Origin of the sequence: Alteromonas sp. RKMC-009, assembly GCF_003584565.2 — a bacterium.
In the GTDB taxonomy this organism is placed as follows: domain Bacteria; phylum Pseudomonadota; class Gammaproteobacteria; order Enterobacterales; family Alteromonadaceae; genus Alteromonas.
In genome coordinates this window covers 4,418,157-4,443,095 of sequence record NZ_CP031010.1, presented here as the reverse complement: position 1 = coordinate 4,443,095, position 24,939 = coordinate 4,418,157, and the positions used below count along the sequence as shown (strand labels likewise).

22 protein-coding genes and 1 pseudogene are annotated in these 24,939 nt (G+C 50.4%); 22 read left to right on the top strand and 1 reads right to left on the bottom strand.

Going from position 1 to position 24,939, the window contains the following annotated elements:
- Nucleotides 1-4: 4 nt before the first annotated feature.
- The 22 genes and pseudogenes from mshL to DS731_RS19325 all read left to right on the top strand — a co-directional run bounded on the left by mshL (nucleotide 5) and on the right by DS731_RS19325 (nucleotide 24,288).
- Nucleotides 5-1,675 carry a pilus (MSHA type) biogenesis protein MshL gene (gene mshL / locus DS731_RS19430; RefSeq protein ID WP_119502870.1) on the top strand — a complete coding sequence of 557 codons (1,671 nt, stop codon included), beginning with the start codon at nucleotides 5-7 and terminating at the stop codon, nucleotides 1,673-1,675.
- 3 nt (nucleotides 1,676-1,678) lie between these two features.
- On the top strand, nucleotides 1,679-2,596 hold the full coding sequence (locus DS731_RS19425; RefSeq protein WP_119502869.1) for an ExeA family protein: 918 nt from the start codon (nucleotides 1,679-1,681) through the stop codon (nucleotides 2,594-2,596).
- Complete coding sequence (locus tag DS731_RS19420) at nucleotides 2,593-3,792, top strand: tetratricopeptide repeat protein (protein ID WP_119502868.1); 1,200 nt, start codon at nucleotides 2,593-2,595, stop codon at nucleotides 3,790-3,792. Before DS731_RS19425 ends, DS731_RS19420 begins: the two co-directional genes overlap by 4 nt.
- Nucleotides 3,792-5,540 (top strand): GspE/PulE family protein, encoded by a 1,749-nt coding sequence (locus DS731_RS19415; protein ID WP_119502867.1) that lies wholly within the window; start codon nucleotides 3,792-3,794, stop codon nucleotides 5,538-5,540. The genes DS731_RS19420 and DS731_RS19415 overlap by 1 nt, the downstream gene beginning before the upstream one ends.
- Nucleotides 5,527-6,762, top strand: coding sequence for a type II secretion system F family protein (locus DS731_RS19410; RefSeq protein ID WP_119502866.1), 1,236 nt, complete (start codon nucleotides 5,527-5,529; stop codon nucleotides 6,760-6,762). The genes DS731_RS19415 and DS731_RS19410 overlap by 14 nt, the downstream gene beginning before the upstream one ends.
- Nucleotides 6,759-7,280: a hypothetical protein gene (locus DS731_RS19405; RefSeq protein WP_119502865.1), complete on the top strand. Its 522-nt coding sequence runs from the start codon at nucleotides 6,759-6,761 to the stop codon at nucleotides 7,278-7,280. The genes DS731_RS19410 and DS731_RS19405 overlap by 4 nt, the downstream gene beginning before the upstream one ends.
- Before the next feature lie 43 nt (nucleotides 7,281-7,323).
- The gene (locus DS731_RS19400; RefSeq protein ID WP_119503517.1) at nucleotides 7,324-7,959 is read left to right on the top strand and encodes a pilus assembly FimT family protein; all 636 of its coding nucleotides are present in this window, start codon (nucleotides 7,324-7,326) and stop codon (nucleotides 7,957-7,959) included.
- 55 nt (nucleotides 7,960-8,014) lie between these two features.
- Nucleotides 8,015-8,108, top strand: a pseudogene (locus tag DS731_RS22440) (type IV pilin protein); the annotation flags it as partial.
- Between the two features lie 413 nt (nucleotides 8,109-8,521).
- Nucleotides 8,522-9,094 carry a pilus assembly FimT family protein gene (locus DS731_RS19390; protein ID WP_119502863.1) on the top strand — a complete coding sequence of 191 codons (573 nt, stop codon included), beginning with the start codon at nucleotides 8,522-8,524 and terminating at the stop codon, nucleotides 9,092-9,094.
- Nucleotides 9,084-9,665, top strand: coding sequence for a type IV pilus modification PilV family protein (locus DS731_RS19385; protein ID WP_119502862.1), 582 nt, complete (start codon nucleotides 9,084-9,086; stop codon nucleotides 9,663-9,665). Before DS731_RS19390 ends, DS731_RS19385 begins: the two co-directional genes overlap by 11 nt.
- The gene (locus tag DS731_RS19380; RefSeq protein WP_119502861.1) at nucleotides 9,665-10,519 is read left to right on the top strand and encodes a PulJ/GspJ family protein; all 855 of its coding nucleotides are present in this window, start codon (nucleotides 9,665-9,667) and stop codon (nucleotides 10,517-10,519) included. The genes DS731_RS19385 and DS731_RS19380 overlap by 1 nt, the downstream gene beginning before the upstream one ends.
- Entirely contained in the window at nucleotides 10,503-10,961 is a 459-nt protein-coding gene (locus DS731_RS19375; RefSeq protein ID WP_119502860.1) for a hypothetical protein, read from the top strand. Before DS731_RS19380 ends, DS731_RS19375 begins: the two co-directional genes overlap by 17 nt.
- A 345-nt stretch (nucleotides 10,962-11,306) precedes the next feature.
- Nucleotides 11,307-12,350 (top strand): rod shape-determining protein, encoded by a 1,044-nt coding sequence (locus tag DS731_RS19370; RefSeq protein WP_119502859.1) that lies wholly within the window; start codon nucleotides 11,307-11,309, stop codon nucleotides 12,348-12,350.
- Nucleotides 12,351-12,401: 51 nt separating this feature from the next.
- Nucleotides 12,402-13,292, top strand: a complete 891-nt coding sequence (gene mreC / locus DS731_RS19365) for a rod shape-determining protein MreC (protein WP_119502858.1) — start codon at nucleotides 12,402-12,404, stop codon at nucleotides 13,290-13,292.
- Entirely contained in the window at nucleotides 13,285-13,764 is a 480-nt protein-coding gene (gene mreD, locus DS731_RS19360; RefSeq protein WP_442858433.1) for a rod shape-determining protein MreD, read from the top strand. The genes mreC and mreD overlap by 8 nt, the downstream gene beginning before the upstream one ends.
- A gap of 8 nt (nucleotides 13,765-13,772) precedes the next feature.
- On the top strand, nucleotides 13,773-14,357 hold the full coding sequence (locus tag DS731_RS19355) for a Maf family protein (protein WP_119502857.1): 585 nt from the start codon (nucleotides 13,773-13,775) through the stop codon (nucleotides 14,355-14,357).
- On the top strand, nucleotides 14,354-15,820 hold the full coding sequence (rng, locus tag DS731_RS19350; RefSeq protein WP_119502856.1) for a ribonuclease G: 1,467 nt from the start codon (nucleotides 14,354-14,356) through the stop codon (nucleotides 15,818-15,820). The genes DS731_RS19355 and rng overlap by 4 nt, the downstream gene beginning before the upstream one ends.
- Nucleotides 15,821-15,835: 15 nt before the next feature.
- Complete coding sequence (locus DS731_RS19345) at nucleotides 15,836-19,702, top strand: YhdP family protein (RefSeq protein WP_232373415.1); 3,867 nt, start codon at nucleotides 15,836-15,838, stop codon at nucleotides 19,700-19,702.
- Nucleotides 19,695-20,519: a carbon-nitrogen hydrolase family protein gene (locus DS731_RS19340; RefSeq protein WP_119502855.1), complete on the top strand. Its 825-nt coding sequence runs from the start codon at nucleotides 19,695-19,697 to the stop codon at nucleotides 20,517-20,519. The genes DS731_RS19345 and DS731_RS19340 overlap by 8 nt, the downstream gene beginning before the upstream one ends.
- A complete protein-coding gene (gene tldD / locus DS731_RS19335; RefSeq protein WP_119502854.1) occupies nucleotides 20,512-21,954 on the top strand; it encodes a metalloprotease TldD in 1,443 nt (480 codons plus the stop codon). The genes DS731_RS19340 and tldD overlap by 8 nt, the downstream gene beginning before the upstream one ends.
- Before the next feature lie 330 nt (nucleotides 21,955-22,284).
- On the top strand, nucleotides 22,285-23,601 hold the full coding sequence (locus DS731_RS19330; protein WP_119502853.1) for a choice-of-anchor L domain-containing protein: 1,317 nt from the start codon (nucleotides 22,285-22,287) through the stop codon (nucleotides 23,599-23,601).
- Nucleotides 23,602-23,676: 75 nt separating this feature from the next.
- On the top strand, nucleotides 23,677-24,288 hold the full coding sequence (locus DS731_RS19325; RefSeq protein WP_119502852.1) for a peptidoglycan-binding domain-containing protein: 612 nt from the start codon (nucleotides 23,677-23,679) through the stop codon (nucleotides 24,286-24,288).
- Between the two features lie 47 nt (nucleotides 24,289-24,335).
- On the opposite strand, the gene yjgA is transcribed toward DS731_RS19325, so the two are convergent.
- Nucleotides 24,336-24,887: a ribosome biogenesis factor YjgA gene (gene yjgA, locus DS731_RS19320; protein WP_119502851.1), complete on the bottom strand. Its 552-nt coding sequence runs from the start codon at nucleotides 24,885-24,887 to the stop codon at nucleotides 24,336-24,338.
- Nucleotides 24,888-24,939 lie beyond the last annotated feature (52 nt).

The following is a 24,939-nucleotide window of genomic DNA, read 5'->3' as shown; positions in this document are numbered from 1 at the left end:
GGCAATGCGTAAAGCCACCATCACCTTACTTGCAGCTTTCGTTTTGAGCGCCTGTCAGTCAGCGCCAAAAGAATCTGTTGTTGAGCGCTCGTTGAAAGACGAGTTGCAGGCACAGCTGGATGCTGAAAAGGCGAATAAGGCCACTTCTGAAAAATTGGATGAAGTACCGGATGCCGTGAATTCTGCACTGATGACCGCGCCAGGTCCTGCGGCTACGCCGGCGGCACTGCTTGGCCCTGAAAAATACGACATTAATGCCCAAAGCGTGGATGTGCGCCAGTTTTTGTCCGGGCTGGTTTATGACACGCCATACAGTGTAGCCGTGCACCCGGATGTGACCGGTTCGGTTACCCTCGATTTGAAGCAGGTGTCACTGGACGGGGTCATGTCATTACTCTCTGATTTATACGGATTCGATATCCAGAGACAGGGCAACGTATTTCGCGTGTTACCCGCGGGTATGCGTACCGAAACTTTCGCCGTGAACTACCTGCTGATGAAGCGTAACGGGGCGACTCAAACCAGTATCATTTCCGGCGGGGTATCGCAAAATGCCAATGGCGGAAACGGCAGTCAGTCCGGCAGCGGTAACTTCAGTAATTTTACCGGTAGTGAAATGGGCGGCAATGGCCAGTACAGCAGTATGTCCGGTAACAATAATGGCACAATGATCAGCACCCGCACAGAAACTAACTTCTGGGAAGATTTGCAAACCAGCCTGGCGTCTATGCTTGGCACAGAAGGGGGGCGTGCGGTGTTTGTTACGCCTCAGGCCGGTCTGGTTACCGTCCGTGCTTTACCGTCTGAAATCCGTGCCATAAAACGCTTTTTGCAGGTATCTGAAACCCATCTGCAACGTCAGGTGGTGCTGGAAGCCCGTATTCTTGAAGTGGTGCTGAGTGACGGCTATCAGCAAGGGATCAACTGGAATGAAATTATTGCCAATGTGGGCAGCACGAATTTCTCATTCGCTACCACCGCCGGTACGTTTGGCAACGCACTGACCCCGGATTTGGGCGGCATCACCAGTTTGTCTTTCCTGAATCAGGATTTCTCAGGAGTGTTAAATCTGTTGTCCACGCAGGGGAATGTTCAGGTGCTGTCCAGCCCCCGTGTTACTGCAACAAATAATCAGAAGGCGGTGATTAAAGTGGGTGACGATGAGTATTTTGTTACCGACGTATCCAGCCAGAATACGATTACAGCCACATCAACTTCAGTGGTCCCGGATATTGAACTGACGCCATTCTTCTCAGGTATTGCGCTCGACGTTACGCCCCAGATTGACGATAAAGGCAGTGTGCTGTTGCATGTGCATCCTTCTGTTATTGAAACCGAAGAGCAGACTAAAGTTGTTACCCTCAACGAAGAAGAAATTGTGCTGCCGCTTGCACAAAGCACTATCCGGGAATCTGACACGGTCATCCGCGCGTCTTCGGGAGAAATTGTTGTTATTGGCGGCCTGATGCAAACCACCATTACCGATAATGAAAGTAAAACGCCGTTGCTGGGGGATATTCCGGTGGTGGGGAACCTGTTCAGAAATAAACGTCAGCAGGAAACCAAAAAAGAACTGATCATACTGCTTAAGCCCACCGTGGTTGAGCCCGGCACGTGGAGTAAGCAAATCGAAATGAGCCGTTCGCAAATGGCTGACTGGCTGTACGTGGAATAAGTCATGTATCTGAGTCACTTTGGCCTTCAGGAGCCGCCCTTCACGTTGACGCCAAATACCCAGTTCTACTTCGGATTGCCCAGCCATAATGAGGCAATGGAAGTACTGAAAACGGCGCTGGACGCAGGTGAAGGCTTTATCAAAGTGACCGGCGAGGTGGGCACGGGCAAAACCCTGCTGTGCCGGAAATTGCTCAACGAATTGCCGGATAACTTTCCCTCCGCCTATATTCCTAACCCCATGTTGTCGCCGGAAGAGTTTCGTCGTGCGGTAGCCGCTGAAATTGGTGTGGTGCTGGATGTGGGAGGCGATCAGCAGCAATTTACCCGTCAGATTGAAGCCAAACTGATTGAAAAGGCTAAAGAAGGGTTGTCGGTGGTGCTGATCGTCGATGAAGCCCAGGCCATGCCTGAGGAAACGCTGGAAGCGCTCAGACTTATGACCAATCTGGAAACAGAATCCAAAAAGTTACTTCAGGTGGTGCTGTTTGGTCAGCCGGAGCTGGATCAGAAGCTGGCTACACCCAGATTGCGGCAGCTGAAGCAGCGCATTACTTTCAGCTACCGGCTGGCATTGATGAATGTGGATCAGGTTGAGCAGTATGTGCAGCATCGATTGCAGGTCGCCGGATACAAAGGAGCGCCGGTGTTCGGCCACCGCGCCTGTCAGATGATGGTGTCTGCCTGCCGCGGAACCGCAAGGCTGATTAATGTGGTCTCTCATAAGGCATTAATGCTGGCCTATGGTGAAGGAAAACATGAAGTGACACTGGAGCATATTAAATATGCCGTGAAAGATACCGAAGCCACACAACGGCGGATAGCCGGTATGTCTCTTCAAGCTGTTGGCCTCGCTGCGGCGGGAGTAGTTATCGCGGTTACTGTCATCGCTGGTATGTGGTTCAGCGGAGGCGCGGCATGAGTGTCATTAATAAAATGCTCCGCGACCTTGAAGGACAGAATAATCAGGGCGGCAACACAAAAAACTATAAACCGTCCTCATCGGAAGACGATGGCAGAAAGAGCCGGTTGATTATTCTCGGCGTGTTGCTGCTTGCCGCAATTGCATGGAGTGCGTTTACTTTTCTGGTAGATGCCAAAGACAGCGGAGACAGAACCGCCCCACCGGTCAAAGTCGTAACTTCACCGGATAACCAAGCCGGACCTGCGCCGTTATCGTTGAATTCCTCGTCATCTCCGGTCTCTGATGAATCTGAGCCGGAGCCGCGCCTTACCGCATCAGGAGATAGCAGCCTTACTGCAATTGCACCGCCTGATAATACATCATTTGCTGTTACAAATAGCTCAGAGCCAGCACCGGTAACGCCGGAGAATATACCGCAGGCCGGAGGCCGGACAGCGTCACAAGCCGGTGATAATGGTCCGGTCATTGTTTTTAATCAAGTTCAAACAGAGCCACAATCCCGGCAGGAAGAGGCTGTACAAATAACGGCTCCGGAATCTGCAGGCAACCGTGTGCCGGTAACAAAACCGGAAAAAGCACATAGTAAAACCGCTGATACAGGGGTGATGAAAGTCACTAAGTCGCAGCCTGCCGCTGTGGAAGCAACACTGCGCGATCAGATTGCCGGTGAGATGAAAAAAGGCAATATGCGTGAAGCCACCCGTCTGCTGATACTTTTATCGCAACGGGAGCCGGATAACCTTGATGTCCGCAAGAAACTGGCATCAGTGTATTTCGCAGAAGGACAAGTAGAGCAGGCGCAGCAAATACTGGAACAGGCACTCGTGAAAGCACCGGCGAATACCAGTATCCGGTTGATGCTGGGGCGTCTTTACACTCAGCAGAACATGGGCGAACTGGCCTGGGAAGTGATCAGTCAGCCGGTCGTCACTACCGACACGGACTTTTTGGGATTTCGCGCAGGTTACGCCAATCAGCAGCAAAAATACGACACAGCGATCAATGATTACCGGGCGCTGACAGAACTGCAGCCTGCCACAGCGCGCTGGTGGTTAGGTTTAGGTATTGCTGCAGACAAGCTTGATCAACGACATCTGGCGGTGCAGGCATACCAGAAGGCTCTTAACAGACAAGGGCTGGAAGACGATGTTGAAATATTCGTCCGGAAACGGATTAAGGATCTCTCGGAGTAATTATGAGTCAGACGAAAATCCGTTTAGGAGATCTGCTGGTACAGGATGGTTTAATTACCGATGAGCAGCTGGTACAGGCGCTGGGGGAACAGCGTAAAACTGGCCGTAAGCTGGGTGCCACACTTATTTCCATGGGGCTGGTGACAGAGCAGGAGTTATTAACGTTACTCTCCCGCCACCTTAAGGTCGCACTTATCGACCTCGACCAGTATCAGGTTAATGCCAGTGCCGTAAAGCTATTACCGGAAATTCAGGCCCGCCGGTACAGAGCGCTGGTTATTGAAGACAAAGGTGACCGGTTGCTGGTGGCGATGAGCGACCCGGCTGATCTCAACGCTCAGGATAACCTGTCAGATCTGCTGCCCAAACCATTCGATATGGCTGTGGTCAGCGAAGCGCAACTGTATAACGCCTACGATACCCATTATCGTAAAACCGATGAAATTGCCTCTTTCGCCCATGAGCTGGCAGAGGAGTATCAGGAAACAGATGACTTTTCGTTAAGTGCCGGTGTGGAAGAAGAGCAGGACACCGCTGTTTCCCGGTTACTTCAGTCAATCTTCGATGATGCGGTCATTGCCAAAGCCTCAGATATTCACATTGAGCCGGATGAAAGCAAGCTGCGCATCCGTCAGCGTGTCGACGGTGTGTTGCAGGAAACTGTTATTCCGCAGGGAAACATTGCTGCAGCACTGGTATTACGCCTGAAGCTGATGGCCGGTCTGGATATCTCTGAAAAGCGGTTACCTCAGGATGGCCGTACCCAGGTAAAAGTACGGGGACACCGCATTGACGTGCGTTTATCAACCATGCCGGTTCAGTCCGGCGAAGCGGTGGTAATGCGTTTGCTGGATCAGTCAGCCGGAGTATTAACACTGGAACAGACCGGAATGCCCGCGCCGCTGTTGAAACGTTTCCGCACGCTGTTACAACGGCCGCACGGCATGATTCTGGTTACCGGTCCTACCGGCTCAGGAAAGACAACGACACTTTACGGCGCGCTGAGTGAACTGAATAAACCGGAAAGAAAAATCATCACTGTTGAAGATCCTGTGGAATACCGTTTGCCCAGGGTAAACCAGGTGCAGGTGAACAGCAAAATCGACCTGACTTTCTCCAGTGTACTGCGTACCACATTGCGTCAGGATCCGGACATTATCATGGTGGGGGAAATGCGGGACCAGGAAACAGTGGAAATTGGTCTGCGGGGAGCATTAACCGGTCACCTGGTATTGTCAACGTTACACACCAACGACGCTGTTTCCAGTGCTATCCGCCTGCTTGATATGGGAGCGCCGGGCTACCTGGCCGCCAGTGCGTTACGTGGCGTTGTTGCCCAGCGTCTGGTCCGTAAAATTTGTGACAGTTGCGAAAGTGTTTACACCCCCACCCCGGAAGAGGTGTTCTGGCTCAAACACGTGGATGAATCTTTGGGAGAGGTGGTATTTAAAAAAGGTCGCGGTTGCCAGAAATGTAATCAGACCGGCTACAAAGGCCGGATTGGTGTGTTCGAACTGCTGGAACTGAATGACGCCATGATGGATGCGCTGAAGGTTGGGGATACCGTGGGCTTCGCGCAACATGCCAGAGAAAGCAACCGTTACCGGCCGCTGGCTTACGCCGCATTAACCTACGCGAAAATGGGCATGACCACCGTTGAGGAAGTGCTCAAGTTGTCTGAAATGGTCGCCGATACCTCAGATACAGACGTGGAAAAAGCAGAGGACACGGGTGATGGCCAGGTTTAGTTATACTGCCCGTGAAAGAACGGGTGAGTTAACCGAAGGAACTATGGAAGCTACTGACGAGAGCGCCGTGGCAAAGCTGCTGCTGGCCCGCAATGTCATCCCTATCAAAATTGTTGCGAGCAAAGATGAGCCGGCTTCCGGTGCTGAAAAATCCATGGACGTGCACTGGTACACGCCCAATGTGTCGCTGGACGAGCTGGTTATCTTTTGTCGTCAGATGTTTTCACTGACCCGTGCCGGTATTCCTATATTGCGGGCCGTCAGCGGTTTGGCTGAGTCCAGTAATTCTGTGCGAATGCGTGTTGCTCTGCTTGATGTTATCGCTCAGTTAGAAAGGGGGCGCAGTTTGTCCTCGGCGCTGCATTTACACAGCGACATTTTCAACCAGCTTTTTGTGAGCATTATTCACGTAGGCGAGAATACCGGTCGTCTGGATGATGCGTTTTTACAGCTGGCTGAGTACCTTGAACGGGAGCAGGAAACCCGTAAGCAAATTAAAGCCGCCACACGGTATCCTGTTTTCGTGCTGATCGCTCTGGCAGTGGCCTTTGTGGTGCTCAACGTATTCGTTATCCCTAAATTTGCCACCATGTTTGCCAAATTCGGTGCAGAACTGCCCACCATGACCAAAGTGCTGCTGGCCATTTCTGATTTCATGCTTAACCGCAGTTATATTCTTATCGGCATTATCGCGTTAATCAGCTATGGCATTTACCGCTATGTAAGTACCGAAAGCGGCCGTTACAAATGGGATCGTCTCAAGCTTCGTCTTCCCGTGGTGGGAGACATCATCCGCCGTTCACTGCTGGCCCGTTTCAGCCGCAGTTTTTCTATGATGCTCCATTCCGGTGTGCCCCTTACCAATGCCCTTAACCTTGTGGCGGATGCGGTCGATAACGCTTATGTGTCAGCTTCTGTTATTGAAATGCGCCAGCGCATCGAAAAGGGTGAGAATTTAACCCGGGTCAGCCGTGCCAGCGGACTCTTCACCCCGATGATCATGCAAATGATTAACGTGGGGGAAGAAACGGGGCGTGTAGATGAGCTGCTTGCCGAGGTTGCCGGTTTCTATGAGCGTGAAGTGGACTACGACCTGAAAAGCCTGACTGCGAAAATTGAACCGTTCCTGATTGTGATTGTAGCCGGCATGGTGCTGATTTTAGCTCTGGGTATTTTCTCCCCGATGTGGGACATGATGAGTGCGATAAAGGGGGGCCGGTGAGGAAAAGTAACGCCGCCGCAGTGAATGAACAGCGCAAGATGTTCCTTGGCATCATTTCAACCCTGGTGTTTGCTATTTTAATGGGCAGTTTTATCGTCTACTTCTACGAATCGGAGCCGAATTTGAAAGGCCAGATCCTGTTCCGCTTCGGCGATAAACTCGAAGACAGTGCTGTCAGCGCACACTGGCAGTGGCAGGCTGAGGGCCGTCCGGAGCGTATTTTGCTGGTGCACTATAATAGTGAAGGTAAAGAGACTGATCGCCGTCCGGTGGTGATGGGAGTAACGGGCTGGCCCGGCGTTAAACATACAGATGACGGCTGCCGGAAGCTGTGGCAGATGTTACTGAATCAGCCTATGGAAGTGGATGGTTTCAGAGTCCGCGGGGATTTTTACGAAGGTGATACAGATACAGAGTCGGGTGAGCCGGTTAATGCTTATTGCCGGTTCGGACTGAGCAGCGGTGACTATTTTGATTATGCAATTTATCGCGGAGATGTGACCTATGAAGATGAGTGATCCGGTACATCGCCAGCATGCAGAACAACGGGAGAACAGAAACATGGATATACAGCGTTATCGGGCAACACAGAGTCAGGCCGGCTTTACGCTGATTGAACTGACCATTGTTGTGGTATTGCTTGGTCTGCTGGCTGCAGTGGCCATTCCCCGGTTTCTGGACGTGACCGAAGATGCAGAAAATGCCACCGTTGAAGGTGTGGCAGGCGGCTTTGCCACCGGCGTCGGGCTGGTACGGGCGCAATGGGAACTTGAGGCCCGTCCGCAGGACAACGACAGCACGAATCAAACCTTTGTCACATTGGATGGCGTGCGTGTAGGGGTCGACAGTGACACCGGCTACCCTACCGGGCAACTGGCGAATGATGGCAGCTCGGAAGATACCAGTATGAGTAATGCAGATTGCCAGAGCATTTTCAGTCTTATCATGCAGAGTGCACCGACCATTACTGCTAACTGGCAAAATATTCCCACAGAACGATTTCGTTACTATACCGCTGTAAGCAGTGGTACGGGATCTGGCGGAAATGACCAGTGCTACTATTATTTAAGTCAAACCATCAAGAACTTAAATACTGCGCCAGTCGATAACACACAGGGAAATGGATTCATATACGACTCAAGGATAGGTCAGGTTATTGTGTTCACTAACAATAGCGATCAATCCATAACTAACTGAGCAAGATTTTGAGCCATAATATATATAGTTAATTTCCTATTTAGAGGTACTGAACATGCAACAACGTGGTTTTACACTTATCGAACTGGTCATTGTGATCGTGATTTTAGGTATTCTTGCCGTGACGGCAGCGCCCCGTTTCATTGATTTACAAGGCGATGCCCGTGCATCTACCCTGCAAGGTGCTAAAGCGGCACTGACCAGCGGTATGCAACTGGTTTATGCAAAATCTGCCATTGCCGGTGAACAGCGCACGGCCTATGCCGGTGATGCAACCACTCAGATAACTATCAACGGCAATACAGTAGATACGGATTTTGGCTATCCGGATGCCGAAGTGGCTTCCATCACTAACCTGAACTACTGGGTAGAATTCAGCGACGCTGACTGGACAATCACTGTGGGTTCTCCGGCAGCCGGCCAGTTTACAATTACGCCGGAAGGTACAGCATATAACGCGACAGAAGCTGATGCTTGTCAGATTATTTACACTGAGGCAGCGAATGCCAATACGGCACCTGTTATTGTCGTACAGGATCAGGGCTGCTAACCGGAAGTATCAATGAGAAAGCGCGTAGGGCATCTGTGTCCTGCAACCTTGAGAGTTCAGTCGGGCTTTACCCTTGTTGAACTTGTCATCATCATAGTTTTACTGGGTGTGTTATCGGTGGTAGCGATTTCACGCTTCGATGATGGCAAGGGGTACAACGAGTTCCTGCTGCAAAAGCGCCTGCTTAGCGCACTAAGGCATGTTCAGATGCAGGCCATGCAGGACACCCGTGACGGATATTGTCACCGGCTGAACTTCAATTATTCCCCGTCATCGCTCAATTTCGGCCCGCCAGTGGCCACTCTGGCATCTGCCAGTGCATCCGCGTCCTGTCAGAGCGGCATTGATTTCAGCGCAGCCAGCCACCTCCGTACGGATAACGGTGAAATAAGTGCCATGGAAGTTACTATGTCGGGTTACGATGGCAATGCTTCCGCGCCGGTCTATATCGGTTTTAACAATGTAGGTAAACCATTGACCCCCGGCGCTCTGTGCGCTTCAGGTTCCGGTTGCCGTATTTCATTTGCCGGCAAATCAACCGCCAGTGTGTGCGTAAACAGCCAGGGCTTCATCTATGAATGCTAACCGGGGGTTTACATTACTGGAAACGGTTATAGGGATGGTGATATTTGCCATTGTGCTGGCCACGTCTGTGCAGCTCATTGCTGAACAATCAAAGAAAAGCCTTGAACCCATCTGGCAAACCCGTGCAGCGGAACTCGGGCGGGCATTGTTATCGGAAATTAACAGTAAAAAATTTGATGTGCGTTCAAGTTCCAATCCCGACGACCCCCGGTGTAATGAGGGTAATCGCTGTTCTTATACCAGTGAATTCGGACCGGGTAGCGGTGAAGTCAGAGCAAACTGGGATGATGTGGATGATTATCACCTGCTAAGCCAATCCGGGGCCGGTATTACTGACAGCCGTGGCGTTGCACTTATCGCGCCTGACGGCTCACCACTTTATCAGGGGTTTTCGCTGTTTGTCCGGGTGCACTACGATGATAATACCGATGGCATAGACGATGACGATACCAATCAGGATGGCGTATACGATACCGGTACCTATACCGGGAATATAAAACGCATTGTCGTCTTTATTACCACACCGGGTGGCGATACGGTTGTGTTCTCTGCTTATAAGTGGAATATCTGATGGCGAAGTTCAGTGTACAGAAAGGCTTCACCCTGATTGAACTTGTTACAGTGATTGTAATTCTGGGTATTGTGGGGTTGGGAATAAGCAGCTTTATGGGGAATACCATTTTGCTGTTTGCCGGCAGTGTTGAGAGAGAGCAACTGATGAACGAGGGCCGCTTCGCCGTAACGCGGATGCAGCGGGAAATGGCCCGTGCTGTGCCAAACAGTTTTCGCATAGCCGGAAACAGTGGTGTGCACTGCGTTGAATTTACCCCGGTCGTCTGGCCTGCCAGCTATGCCACCGCACCTTTTGGTTCAACGTCCAACCGCACGATTAATATGTTCTGGCCACACGACCCGGATGGTAATTATCATATTGTCGCTAATGATCAGCACATCGTCATTTATCCCCTGCAACCTGCTGACGTGTACGATCAGTCTCGTAACAGAAAAGCGCGGGTAACGGGATGCTCAGATGACGGAGACGGGCATTGCCTCACCCGAGATGACAGTGATGATGTCATTCAGGTGCAGGTAGATCGCGCCTTTCAGCAGGCATCACCCCATCACTATGCCTATTTTGTTAACCGGACAATCAGCTACTGTGTGGCGAATGGCAACGTATATCGCAAAGAAGAAAATATGAATACTTCGCAATCTTTGTCGTTGTCTGGTGCCGTAATTGTGGCTGAGCATGTTACAAACCAGTTGTCAGGTAATCCGGCGTCTTCCTATGCCGCTAACGATCCGTTAATGGTATTTGCCGGCCCTGCCGGAAAAAGCAATTTCGTCAGGATAAACCTTCAGTTTAATGATAATGGTGAGCAGGTTAATCATTTTCAGGAGGTGCACGTTGCGTTCAAACCCTGAAACTACTTGCGCTTTACCCGCATCACAACGCGGCAGCATGCTGGTACTGGCGATGTTTGCTATCGTTGTGCTGTCACTCATTGGTATTTCAATGGCTTCAATGGTGCAGTCATCAGAGAAAACCATTGTGTATGAAGTGATGGGAGAGCGGGCTGAGCAGGCATCGCTGGTGGGGATCGAAATACTGGCGCACGCGATTAAACCGGTTAACGGCGGTCTGCATATTTGCGAGACGTCTTTCAATCTGGACAGTCTGGTGGTGAATACTCAAGGGTTTGAAGGCTGTACAATCGTGGTGCGGTGTACCACCCGTTCAATCCCTGTCAGCGGAAACCAGACAGAGTACCATTATGAAATTAAATCCACCGGCACCTGCGCTGCCGGTGATATGGTGGCGACGAAATCCAACACATACAACATGACTAAACCCTTCAACTATTAGTCTTGCCTGGTATGTTTATCTTTGCCTCCGGATTTTCCTGAACTTTTCCTGAACGGAATGCCGTCTTCTCAGTCTAACGACTGTTCAGAGTGGTGATTGTCACTCTTTTTGCACACTTTTACATGACGAAACAATTCCCCTGCTGGCTGATTTTTGAACTAAAATTCTGCTCAATCATTTAAGCTGACCAGCGAAGCGGTATTTTGTGCGCCTTAGGGGGCTATTTGCTTGCCCAAAGTAGTACCCGTTGTTAAAGTGTGCGGATATATATCTTCATTTCGCAGTCACGCCGCAAGCCATGCCCGAAGAAAGGTATGCAGGCGCAATAACAGGAACTGGCATTTCATGTTTAAAAAGCTTCGAGGCATGTTTTCCAACGATTTGTCCATCGACCTCGGAACGGCTAACACGCTCATCTATGTAAAAGATCAGGGCATCGTACTTAACGAACCATCAGTGGTAGCAATCCGTCAGGAACGGGCATCAGGACCAAAAAGTGTCGCAGCTGTGGGTTCTGAAGCTAAGCGTATGCTTGGCCGTACGCCGGGTAATATCCGTGCTATCCGTCCAATGAAAGACGGCGTTATCGCTGACTTCTACGTGACTGAAAAAATGCTGCAGCATTTTATTAAACAGGTTCACGATAATAATTTCCTGCGTCCCAGCCCGCGAGTGCTGGTATGCGTACCTTGTGGTTCTACTCAGGTAGAACGCCGTGCCATTAAAGAATCTGCACTGGGTGCAGGTGCCCGCGAAGTGTATCTGATTGACGAGCCGATGGCGGCTGCTATTGGTGCGGGTTTACCGGTATCAGAAGCTACCGGTTCCATGGTGGTGGATATCGGTGGTGGTACCACAGAAGTCGCAATTATTTCACTGAACGGTGTGGTGTATTCCTCTTCTGTTCGCATTGGTGGTGATAAGTTTGACGAAGCTATCATTAACTATGTGCGTCGTAACTTCGGTTCACTCATCGGTGAAGCTACTGCAGAGCGTATTAAGCACGAAATCGGTGCTGCTTACCCGGGTGATGAAGTACGTGAAATTGAAGTGCGCGGCCGTAATCTGGCTGAAGGTGTGCCTCGTGGCTTCGTACTGAATTCCAATGAAATTTTAGAAGCCTTACAGGAACCGTTAACCGGTATCGTGTCTGCGGTCATGGTTGCCCTCGAGCAGTCTCCGCCGGAACTGGCTTCAGACATTTCTGAACGCGGAATGGTACTTACCGGTGGTGGTGCGTTACTGAAAGATCTGGACCGCTTACTGATGGAAGAAACCGGAATTCCGGTAGTGGTGGCAGATGATCCGCTTACCTGTGTAGCCCGCGGTGGCGGTAAAGCGTTCGACATGATTGATATACATGGCGGCGACCTGTTCAGCTACGAATAATCAAACCAGAAAGGCTACCGCAAGGTAGCCTTACTGCGTATCACGGGTAATATGGATACGATTTTCACACGCGGACCTTCACTGATTAGCCGCCTCATTCTTGCGCTGGTAATGTCGGTGGCGCTGATAATCGCAGATTCGAAATTTGATGCGTTTCAGTCTTCGCGCGTGTACATGAACTCACTGATGAGTCCATTGCAATATCTTGCGAACCTCCCCAGCGTACTGCTCAGCGCCAGCGCGCAACGTCTCACTTCCCATGAAGACCTCGTTGAAGAAAACCAGCGGTTGACCAATCAGGTTTTGTTGATGAGCGAACGCTTACAACGATTTGATGTTTTACAGTCAGAAAACGATCAACTCCGTGCCTTACTGGATACGCCGGCAAAACCGGACGTGCGTAAAAAGGTGGCAGAGCTGATGGCCGTTGAAAACAGTCCTTTCAGCCAGCAAATTGTGATTAATAAAGGAGCTCTGGACGATGTTTTCCTGTCGCAATCGGTGCTGGATGACCGTGGCGTAGTGGGCCAGGTGATGGAAGTGGGTACGACGAACAGCCGGGTGGTGCTGATCACTGATGTGACTCATGCTGTGCCGGTACGCTCAGTACGCAATAATATCCGCTTTATTGCCAGCGGCACCGGCTCTCTCGATGAGCTGCTGCTGGAGCATGTCCCCCATAGTGTGGACGTGGAAGTCGGGGATATTCTGGTGACATCAGGTTTAGGACAGGTCTTTCCGGAGGGTTATCCGGTGGCACAGGTCAGCCGGGTGACCCGTGACGAAAGCCGCCCGTTTGCCATTGTCGCCGCTACGCCTCTTGCACGGCTCGACAGGCTGAAGTATTTACTGTTGTTGTGGCCGGAACGTCATGACGGGGAAGCGGAATTTGATGGTGTCAGTACCGCCGGTGATGAAAGTCCGGAGGTTGAGAATGATTAAGACCCGCCACTCTGCCATTATTGCCACTTTACTCATTGCACTGGTTTTACAAATTGTGCCTCTGCCTATCCAGGTCGATATTTACCGGCCGGACTGGGTGCTCATTGTGCTGGCTTACTGGACCATGGCATTGCCTCACCGCGTGAATGTAGGTGTGGCCTTCATGGCAGGAATTGCCATGGATATTCTGCTGGGGACCTCGCTGGGGATTCACAGTTTTTCCCTGAGTTTATCAGTATTTACACTGGCGGCTAATTATCAGCGTTTACGCAACTACTCGGTGTGGCAACAGGCTATTATCATTGGCCTTATCAGTGCGCTCTATCACACCGTTTTATTCTGGCTTCAGCACCTTCTCACCGGCATTCCTTTTCAGCTCAGCTATTTATGGCCAGTCCTCAGTACGATGATTTTATGGCCATGGATATTCTGGCTGCTCCGTAAAGCACGCAGACAACTTAACATTAATTAGGAGGCGTTATGTCAGCGCAACTTATTCTGGCATCAGCTTCTCCCCGCCGCACTGCATTACTTGACCAGATGGGGTTTGCCCATCGCCAGTTTCCCGTCGATATCGATGAGTCTCCCCTCGACGGAGAATCTCCCGAAACCATGGTGACGCGGTTGGCGGCTGAGAAGGCAAGGGTTGCCAGTGAGCGCCTGAACGCAGATGCGGATTCGTCTTATGTGGTGCTGGCTTCAGATACGCTCATTGCTTTTCAGGGCCGGCCGTTAGGTAAGCCGGCAGACCGTGATGATTGTTTTGCTACACTCAGAGCTTTGTCTGACAAGGAACACGAAGTGCTGACTGCCGTGAGTATTTATTGCGGTGGTAAATCAAAAACACTGTGCGTATGCACAAAGGTACTTTTCGCCCCTGTCACCGACGACGATATTGCCGCATACTGGGAGACAGGAGAACCTGCAGATAAAGCCGGAAGTTATGCCATTCAGGGCATTGGCGGTCAGTTTGTCAGATCGGTATCCGGCAGTGTGAGTTCAGTGATTGGTCTGCCATTGTACGAGACCCGTTGTTTGTTGAAAGAATTTGGAATTTCATCGTGAGTGCAGAACTGCTAATCAACGTAACGCCCTCTGAATCCAGGGTCGCATTAATCGAAAACGGTATCCTTCAGGAAGTGCACGTAGAGCGGCACACCAAGAAAGGGCTGGTGGGGAATATTTACCGCGGGAAAGTGAGCCGTGTGCTACCTGGCATGCAGGCAGCGTTTGTGGATATCGGTCTGGATAAAGCCGCTTTTTTGCATGCATCAGACATCGTTGTCCACAATGAAATTGTTGATGAGGTATCCAGCAGTCAGCTGCAAAAGCGGGATATCCGCGAGCTGGTGCGTGACGGTCAGGACATTATTGTGCAGGTGGTGAAAGATCCCATCGGTACGAAAGGCGCGCGGCTGACTACCGACATCACAATCCCGTCACGCTATCTGGTCTTCATGCCCAGCGTCACCCATGTTGGCGTGAGCCAGCGCATTGAAGACGAAGCTGAGCGTGAGCGACTGAAGAACCTCGTGCAAGAATACTGTGACGATGAAGGCGGCTTTATCTTGCGAACCGCCGCAGAGGGTGTGTCACAGCAGGAACTCTCTTCCGACGCGGCTTTTCTGCGCCGGTTGTGGAATAAAATCAAACAACGGATGGGCCGCAAGAAGCAGCACATCATGTATGAGGATTTACCCCTGGCCCGCCGGGTGCTGCGGGACTTTGTTGGCACTGAGCTGGACCGTATCCGTATTGACTCCAATTTATCTTTCAGGGAATTAGGGGAATTTACCGCCGAATATGTTCCCGAACTGCAAAGCAAACTGGAGTACTACCGTGGCGACCGGCCCATTTTTGACCTGTATGATGTTGAAAATGAAATACAGCGGGCGTTAGATCGCAGGGTCGATCTTAAATCCGGCGGTTATCTCATTATCGATCAGACAGAAGCAATGACCACCATCGATATTAATACCGGTGCGTTTGTCGGTCACCGCAATCTGGAAGAGACCATCTTCAATACTAACATTGAAGCCACGCTGGCTATCGCAAGGCAACTCAGGCTGCGCAATCTGGGTGGTATGATCCTCATCGACTTTATTGATATGTCGGAACCGGATCATAAACGGCGTGTCTTAAATAGTCTGGAAGCGGCAACGGTGAAAGACCGGGCGAAGATTAATATTCACGGGTTTACCTCGCTGGGCCTGATTGAAATGACCCGTAAGCGCACCCGCGAAAGTCTTGAGCATACCCTGTGCGGACTGTGCCCGGTATGTAAAGGCCGGGGCTCAGTAAAAACTATCGAGACGATTTGCTTTGAAATTATGCGTGAAGTGGTGCGTGTTAACCGTGCCTATGACGCAGAATTATTTGTTATTTATGCTTCGCCAAATGTGGCCGATGCGCTGCTGGGTGAAGAATCCCATGTTCTGGCTGAGCTGGAAGTGTTTGTGTCTAAGCAGATTAAAGTGCAGACAGAGCCGCTTTACAACCAGGATAAATACGACGTAGTCATGATGTAAGGCGGTGCCCGTTAAGTGAGTAAAGCAGGTAAGGTAGCCATCTGGCTGGTAAAAAAGCTGTGGATGCTGCTGGCAGTCTTTTTAGTGTTGTTTGCTGTCATGCTGAGCGTTATGCGCTACGCATTGCCTCATATCGACCATAAAAAATACCTGCTCGAAGACTATGTCAGTGAAAAATACGGTGTCGAACTAAAAATCGGCAGCGTTCAGGCTGACTGGGAAAAATCAGGCCCCAGCATCGTATTGAATGATGTGGTGCTCGCCAACGGCGACTCTTCTCCGGTGGCGCTGGGCATTAAACAAGTCCACATGGAAATCGACTTCTGGGAAAGCCTGCGCTTACGGATGTTGTCTTCCAATGCCTTTACTCTGGACGCACTGACACTCGAAATCGATGCCGACCGTCTTGACGGTGCCGGCGAGAGTGATTTTCCTGTCGTCGATGCCCTCAAAAGCCTTTTCCTTGAGCAATTACAGCGCTTCTCACTTACTGACGGTGAGGTTGCGATTACCCGCAATAATGAGCGGGAAGTACTGCAACTGGAATCACTGAGCTGGATCAACAAAGACCGGCGTCACCAGGGCACCGGCGCTGTGCGGGTACAAGAACTGGCAAATAACTCGGCTTCTTTTATTCTCGATCTCACCGGTACCCCTGATTCACTGGATGGCGTGATGTATGCCCGTGCAGAAGATTTGGATATTTCTCCCTGGGTTAGCGGCTTGCTGGCAACACGTCGTCCGTTGCGTGAAAGCCGGGCGAATTTTGAAGTCTGGGCGGAAGTAAAAGAAAGTCACTTCAGTGCGTTTTATACCGAATTCCACGAAAGTAAGCTGGCGTGGGGTGGCGACGATGCGCTGGTGTTTAACTCGGGGATCCGCGGCGGCAGCATTCAGGCGCAACCGGTTAAAGACAAATGGCATTTCCGTGTTGATCAGCTCATTTTTGATGCCAACGATCAGAGCCTGGTCACAGATCTGGTAGGGACCGTATCGGATAATGAATTACTGGTGAATACGGTGAAGCCGGCACCGGTGAACCCTTTTCTGGTGTTATTACCCCTGTTCACAGACGATACCGCCGATGACAATATCCGCGATATCAACCCGGGTGGGCAATTGGCTACACTACAGGTAAAACTGCAGCCGAAAGGGTTCGACCTGGCAGCAAAACTCATTGACGTGAGTTGGGATCAGGATGGCTATGTACCCGGGCTTTCTCACCTCGACATGGATATTTTCTGGCATAAGAAACAAGGTGTGGTGTTGTTATCTGCAGATGACAGCACCCTGGACATCGATAATTTGCTACCGGAATCAGTGAAGGTAAGCAAGCTGAGAGGGAAAGTGTTTGTTTACCGGCAGTCCCTTGATGACGGCAATCACTGGGTTGTCCAGAGCCACAAACTGGATGTGCAGTCGGATAAACTATCGTTTCAACCGGCATTCCGCTTTGATACCACATCACGGGAGTTGTCGGTAAGTGCTGACATCGCGTCCCGTCCGGTAAAAGATATACAGCACCTGTTGCCCGGTCCGGTAATTGGCAAGAACACAACGGCTTTTCTCAACCGCGCTTTCGTCGGGCCGGGGCAAATAGAAGGGGCCACTATACTCTGGCAGGGTAAGCCGGCAGAGTTTCCTTTCAGCGGCAATGAAGGGGTTTTTCAGGCAAAAGTACAGGTAAACGGCAGCACCTTCCGCTTCTCTGATGACTGGCTGCCACTGGAAGGGCTGGACCTTACTTTATTGTTCGAGAACGACAGCCTGACTATGCACAGTCCGGGCGGCACACTTGGTGGTGTTGCTGTAAGTGATATGACTGCTGTGATCCCTGCCTTACGGGGCGACTCAAAAGTGATTATCGATGCCACAGGTAAAGCAACAGGGGCGGATGTCACTTCACTTATGCTGCAGAGCAGTTTATCCGGTTCGCTGGGACGATTACTGGAAAAAGATGTGCAGATAAAGGGAGACCTGTCTGCCGGCTTACATCTTGAAATTCCTTTCGACAGTAACCAGGTTATTGCCCGGGGAGAAGTGACCCTGCCCGGGAACGATGTTCACGTGAGCAGCGTAAAAATGGATTTTGCCGGCGCTACCGGTAAAGTCAGCTTTGAAAACGAAAAGGTGCAGTTCACTGATTTAGAGGCATCATTGCTCGGGCAGCCGGTGAGGTTATCTTTTGACGGCAAGCAGGAAGATGAAGATTATCTGGTGGACCTGTCGCTGGATGGTACCTGGAATATTAATCCTCTGCTGGCTGAGTTCAACCCGGACTTCGACACTTATTTATCCGGTGATGCCCACTGGCAGGCCGTTGTGGCACTGCGTATTCCGCCGGAAGGATTCAGCTACCGTGCGAATATCACTACGCCATTAACCGGCCTTAGTTCAAAGTTACCAGCTCCTTTTGCTAAAACCGCAGACAGTGATTTACTGTTCAATGTGATCAGTGAAGGGAATGAGCAAGCCTCAACGGTGAAAGCCAGCTTGGGGGATGATGTGCGCTTTGAAGGTGTACTGCCTCATCAGGAAATGCAGTTTTCCCGCGCCCACCTGGCTTTGGGTGACAGCGACTTTGTAGGCATGGGCATAGGTTTCAGTATTTCTGCCGCCATGGATGTCGTGAATGTGACGGACTGGTACAAAACCATCGAGTTACTGGTAAGCGGCATGGGCAGTGGCGGCGAATCCGGTACGCAGAAAAACGCGTTATTTTCTGTGCCGGAACGTATTTTTGTTAATGCCGGTAACCTGGTAATTGCCGGTCAGAATCTGCACAACGCTAAAATTACCACCAAGCAGCAAAACAATAACTGGATGCTGGATATTAACGCCACGGAAGCCAGAGCGACGGTGAATTTGTATGATGACTGGCTGTCGCGGGGCGTTGCCGTTGAAGCTGACTATATCCGTTTTGAAAGTTGGGAATCAGAAGATGAAGGCGTGGCCCATAACTGGGATGCGAATACGTTACCGCCGGTCTACTTCCATTGTAAACAATGCATATTCCTCGACAAAGATTTAGGCGAGGTAACACTGGATGTGGCGAAAGCGACGTCTGGTCTGGATATCCGGCAACTCAGTGCAGTGAGTAAGCATGGCAAGTTTTCGGCAAAAGGAAAATGGGTCTTTGACGGCGACGACAACAACACATTGCTGGGTGGTTCGCTGGAAAGTGATGATGTGGGCTTGATGCTGAAAAACTGGGGCGTCGACAGCGGCATTAAAGACTCAGGCGCCAGAATGAACTTTGATTTAAGCTGGGCAAAATCCCCCATGGATTTTAGTGCGGAGAGCCTGACAGGCGATGTAGAGTGGTCTCTGTCGGACGGTTACCTCAGCGAAGTCAGTGATAAAGGCTCCCGTATTTTTACCCTATTCAGCCTGAATTCACTGGTGCGTAAACTGAGCCTGGATTTCCGTGATGTGTTCGCGAAGGGCTTCTTTTATGATGATATGAGCGGTACCTTGTCCATCGCTGACGGCAAGGCGTATACCGGCGATACCGTAATTGATGGCGGTGCCGGTGAGATCAACATCAAAGGTTATACGGATCTGGTGGAAAACCAGCTGAATTACAACGTGGTGTTTTCGCCTAACGTCACCGGCAACCTGCCTATCCTGGTGTACTTCCTTGCCACACCGCCAACCGCACTGGCTGCACTGGCACTGGACCAGGTGTTAACATCAGCGAAAGTCATATCAAATGTGAACTACCATGTTACCGGCAGCTTAAGTGAACCGGTATTTGAAGAGGTGGGCAGGGACAGCAAAGAAGTTGCACTGCCGGCGAAAACCCGGCCGGCAACATCACCGGATGATCCCATCACAGACCAGGACATGGAGCGCATCAAACTGGAGGTAAACAATGGTTAATGTAGTCGCAATACAGATGACATCCGGACCGGATGTCGAAGCGAACTTACAGTTTGTTGAATCTCAGCTTGCGTTACTGCCAGACCCGGACGAAGTGACCAGTCTGGTTGTACTGCCTGAGTGTTTCGCCTGTTTCGGCACCCGTGACGGTACATTACTGACTATCGCAGAAGCGAAAGGTGAAGGCACAATTCAACAGGCACTCAGTGCTATGGCGGCAAAATACCGGTGCTATCTGGCTGGTGGCACTATTCCGCTCAAAACCTCTGAGGAAAGCCTGTTTACAGCTTCCTGCCTGTTTTATTCGCCGGATGGCGAACTGATAACCGAATACCAGAAGATTCACCTTTTCGATGTGGCGGTAAATGACCGCACCGGTACCTATCTGGAATCTAAATACACGAAACCCGGCGGCCGGGTGGTGGTGGCAGATACTGAGGTCGGGCGTATTGGCCTGGCAGTATGCTATGATGTGCGCTTTCCCGGCTTATTTACGGCAATGGGAGACATCGATATTCTGGTGTTGCCTGCTGCTTTTACGCAGCGTACCGGCGAAGCTCACTGGGAAGTGCTTTTGCGTAGCCGGGCAATTGAAAAACAGTGTTTTGTGGCTGGCGCAAATCAAACCGGCATTCATGCCAACCAGCGCGAAACCTACGGTCACAGTATGGTGATTTCTCCCTGGGGTGATGTTCTGGACTGCGAGCCTGAACAGACCGGGCTGGTAAGTGCTAAAATAGACATTAACGATCGGGTGAAGTTGAAGGCGAATATGCCTGTCAGCCAACATAACCGGTTCAGGAGCCAACTTGTTTAATAACGTAAAAACGCATCTGCTTACAGATTCAGGCCTTGATTTGTCATCGCTGGAAAAAGCGCTGGGTGAAATTTATCACCATGACAATGACTATGCTGACCTGTATTTTCAGTCCAGCCAGCATGAAAGCTGGGTGCTGGAAGACGGCATCATCAAAGACGGCAGTTACAACATCGAGCGTGGTGTGGGTGTGCGTGCAGTCAGTGGTGAAAAAACAGGTTTTGCATATTCTGACGACATCAATGAAACGGCTCTGCTGGACGCCTGCCGCGCAGCGCGTACGATTGCACCTTCCGGTGGTAAACATCATGTTCAGTCACTGGAAACCGGCAGCTATATCAGCCGTTACAAAGACAACAATCCGTTGCTTGCCATGCAGGACGCTGAAAAAATTGCGCTGTTAAAATCGGTGGACGCTTACATCCGTCAAAAAGAGCCCGGTATTAATCAGGTGGTAGTGAGCTTAAGCGGCGTGTATGAAGAAGTACTGGTGGCTGCGACTGATGGCACCCTGGCGGCAGATATTCGTCCCCTGGTGCGTCTGAACTGCTCGGTACTGATGGAAAAAGGCGACCGCAGGGAGCGTGGCAGTGCCGGCGCCGGTGGACGCCACTCATATGACTTCTTCACCACAGATAAAGACGGCCGGCCTTATTACGAGACTCTGGCCGATGAAGCACTGCACATGGCGCGGGTGAATATGGAGGCGATCGCCAGCCCTGCCGGGACCATGCCGGTGGTGTTAGGTAACGGCTGGCCGGGTGTGCTGCTTCATGAAGCGGTAGGCCATGGTCTGGAAGGTGACTTCAACCGTAAAGGTGCATCTACTTTCAGCGGCCGTATAGGCGAGCGTGTAGCTGCTAAAGGGGTCACAGTGGTAGATGACGGCACAATGGCTGACCGCCGTGGCTCTCTGTCTGTAGATGATGAGGGCACGCCGTCAGCACATAATGTACTGATTGAAGACGGCATCCTGAAAGGTTACATGCAGGATAAAATGAATGCCCGTCTGATGGGTGTGAGCCCAACCGGAAACGGACGCCGTGAGTCCTTCGCGCACCTGCCCATGCCACGTATGACCAATACGTACATGATGGCCGGTGAGCACGATCCGCAGGAGATTATCGCGTCAATCGACAAAGGTATTTACGCACCGAACTTCGCCGGTGGTCAGGTAGATATTACATCCGGTAAGTTTGTGTTTTCCAGCGCAGAGGCTTATCTGATCGAGAACGGAAAAATTACTGCGCCGGTAAAAGGCGCTACCCTTATTGGCAATGGCCCGGAAGTCATGCAGAAAATTTCCATGATCGGCAATGATGTGGCGCTGGATCGCGGTGTCGGTGTGTGCGGTAAAGACGGCCAGTCCGTGCCGGTTGGCGTTGGTCAGCCAACGCTGAAGGTGGATGAACTCACCGTAGGTGGTACTGCATAACCTCAGAATCCACATTGATGCGGGTAAAGCCGTGAGCTTTGCCCGTTTTCCTCTTTTCCCCAACTCTTCCATGTTAGCTGACTAACTGTTCTGATATACGGCCTCTCTGCAATAGCCTGCATTTCATACGAGCAAGATTTTAAGTAACGGATTGACTACAGTGATAACTAGTACTTTTTTACTGTTTGTATTCTTTACATTAATTTTCACTTAATTCATTAAGCTCAGTAATTTCATAGGGTTATGAAATGGTATTTATTTTGCTAAAACTGAATTGATTTTCGAATTGCTGACGATTCAGTGTGTTATGGAACAACTTAAGGCCAGATTATGGACTCTTCAAAATTCATCAAAACAAGCGTACTTGCTTTAGCAGTTAGCACTGCACTCTTATCTTCTGCGGCTAATGCAATTGCAATCTCTGTAGAAAACGATGCATCTGTACTTACAGACGCGCTTATCATTCCAAATTCAGGTTTGACAGTAACCAGCTCCAGCTTAACCGGCGTATCTGGTCAGTCAGGTACATTTACCAACTCAGATGGGACATACGGACTGGCCGGTGAGGGTGGCCTGGTGTTCAGTACCGGTAACGTAGCTGATTATGAATCCGGTCCGAATACCAGAAATAACTTTTCCACCGGATGGGGAACGAGTGCCAGCAGCGCACAAAACGCGATTTTAAGTGAAATCACAGGGCAGTCGGTGCATCGTGATCCTGTAGAATTGAATATCACGTTCGATGTAGACAGTAATGTTGATACCATTTCCTTTGTTGCTGCTTTTGGTTCTGAAGAATATCCTGAGTATGTGAGCTCATCATTCGTTGACGGTTTTGCATTGTTACTGAACGATGAAAACGTAGCCGGTGCACAGCTTTCCGGCGCGGTTGCCGGTGACCCGCTCTATCCTATCACTATCAACCACCCTGATTTTGCGAACATCAGCGGTACTGAGCTGGATGGTATGCTGGCGCCAAATGGTATCCCTTTACTTCGCTTCGATATCCCGGTAACACCGGGGAGTACTGGAAATACCTTTACGATGCTGCTGGCAGATGCCAGTGACAGTGCTTACGATACAACAATTTACCTGAGTAGCTTCGGTAATTTTGAAAGTGAAAGTGGCAGCTCTGAATTCACTCCGTTAATGCCTGATCCCAGCAACCCTACAGACGCTAATGGCGGATTTGTTTTTGTGCTGCCAGAAGTTGAAGCGAACGAAACAATCTGGATCGATCCTGATGTATCAACCGGCTACACCTACACGGCAACAGGCGGCGGTTTGTTTGCCAGTGTAACTGCACCTACCTTACTCAGCGTTAATGATGGTGACGGTTACGAAGTCGTGTTCATCAATGAGTTCGGCCTTGAAGAAACGGTGGCATTGCTTGCCGGACAAACATTCACATTCGACTTTCCGGTAAGCAGCTTCACAATTCAGGGAATCGATGAAAACCTGATGCTGGACCCCACAGATCCTACTGCATTCGTAACGGGTGTTTCCTTCAGTGCCGGAGGGAGTTACGGTGTGGTTCAAACCCCTGTTACAACCACTGTCGGCGGTGGTATAAACGTACCAGAACCAGCGACTCTGGCCATGCTGGCGATGAGCCTGTTCGGTTTCCGCCAGTTCAGAAGAAAGTAATCTGAAAATCTGATATTGTTTTAAAGTTCACGGGCGGTTTTACCGCCCGTTTAATTTTCAGTAAACGGAATTATCATGGGAATTCGATTTGTACCCGCCATCTTGCCGGCAGTTTTATTGTCTTTCGGTGTATCAGCAGCCGATGGTGAAGGAAAATTTGCTGCCAAAGGCGCAGGCAGAAAATCATGCGAAGCTTTTAATCAGGCATATCAGGCAAAGAATAACGAATACTATCTTTACGGTGGTTGGATTGAAGGATACGTGTCGGCTTTCAACAGTTTCCAGAAAGAAACTTACGATATTACGCCCTGGCAAACTACCGAGCTGATGATGTTTTTTATTTCAAAACATTGTGAAAAACAGCCGGAAACCCGCATATTGACCGCTGTGAATACGATGCTAAGTTCATTCGCCGCAACACGATTAACCAAAGAGTCAGACTTAGTTGAAGTTAACCTGAAGAACAGCAAGAGTTATTTCTACGCTGAAACACTGTTAGCAGTGCGGGAGGCTTTGCACGGTCAGGGGTATGATGTGGATGTGGGCGAAACAAATTTTGATGAAAAACTGGTTAAGGCTATTTTGTCATATCAGAAAAGCAAGGGGCTAACCCAATCCGGTTTTCCTGATCAGCAAACGCTGGTGAATCTGTTGCTGATCCCGTCTCACAACACTTCCGCTCAATAAATTGAGTGCTGTTACAGGCCCTAAACGGTGCCGTAACAGCATGACTGTTACCCTTCGTGAATCACTTCTTTTAAGTACTGAAATAACTCGCGGAATGCTTTTGGCGGTGCGTTGTTCTCCCGCTCTTTCCTGATTTGACGGTGGAACTGCCGCAGTTTCTGGCGATCCAGGGCTGGATGCTCTTCCATCAGGCGTTGTATGGCGTCATCACCCTCATTAATTACCGCTTCTCTGGCTTTTTCCAGCGCGTGAAACGCCGCATTGCTGGCCTGGTGAGCGTGCGTCAATTTTGCCAGCGCGGCTTCAATATCGCTGGTATCCCGGCTGCGCATTAATTTACCGATAAACTGGAGCTGACGTCTGAAACCATCTTTTTTGCGGTTAATATTCCGCGCCAGCATCACTGCGTCTTCCAGCTCTTCGTCCATAGGAATGGTGGCAAGGTGGGCCGGCGTTAAGTTAACCAGGTCTTCTCCGAGCTTCTGACGTTCAGCAGACAGACGCTTCAGTTCGGATTTACTGATTAATTCACTCTCATCATCCTGATCAATTTCATTAAATAAGTTTTCTTCATCAGAATGGTGGTTGTTATCGCTCATTTGGCACTCATAAATGTTACACTGCAGTATTCGGTTATTGTGACATACAGAC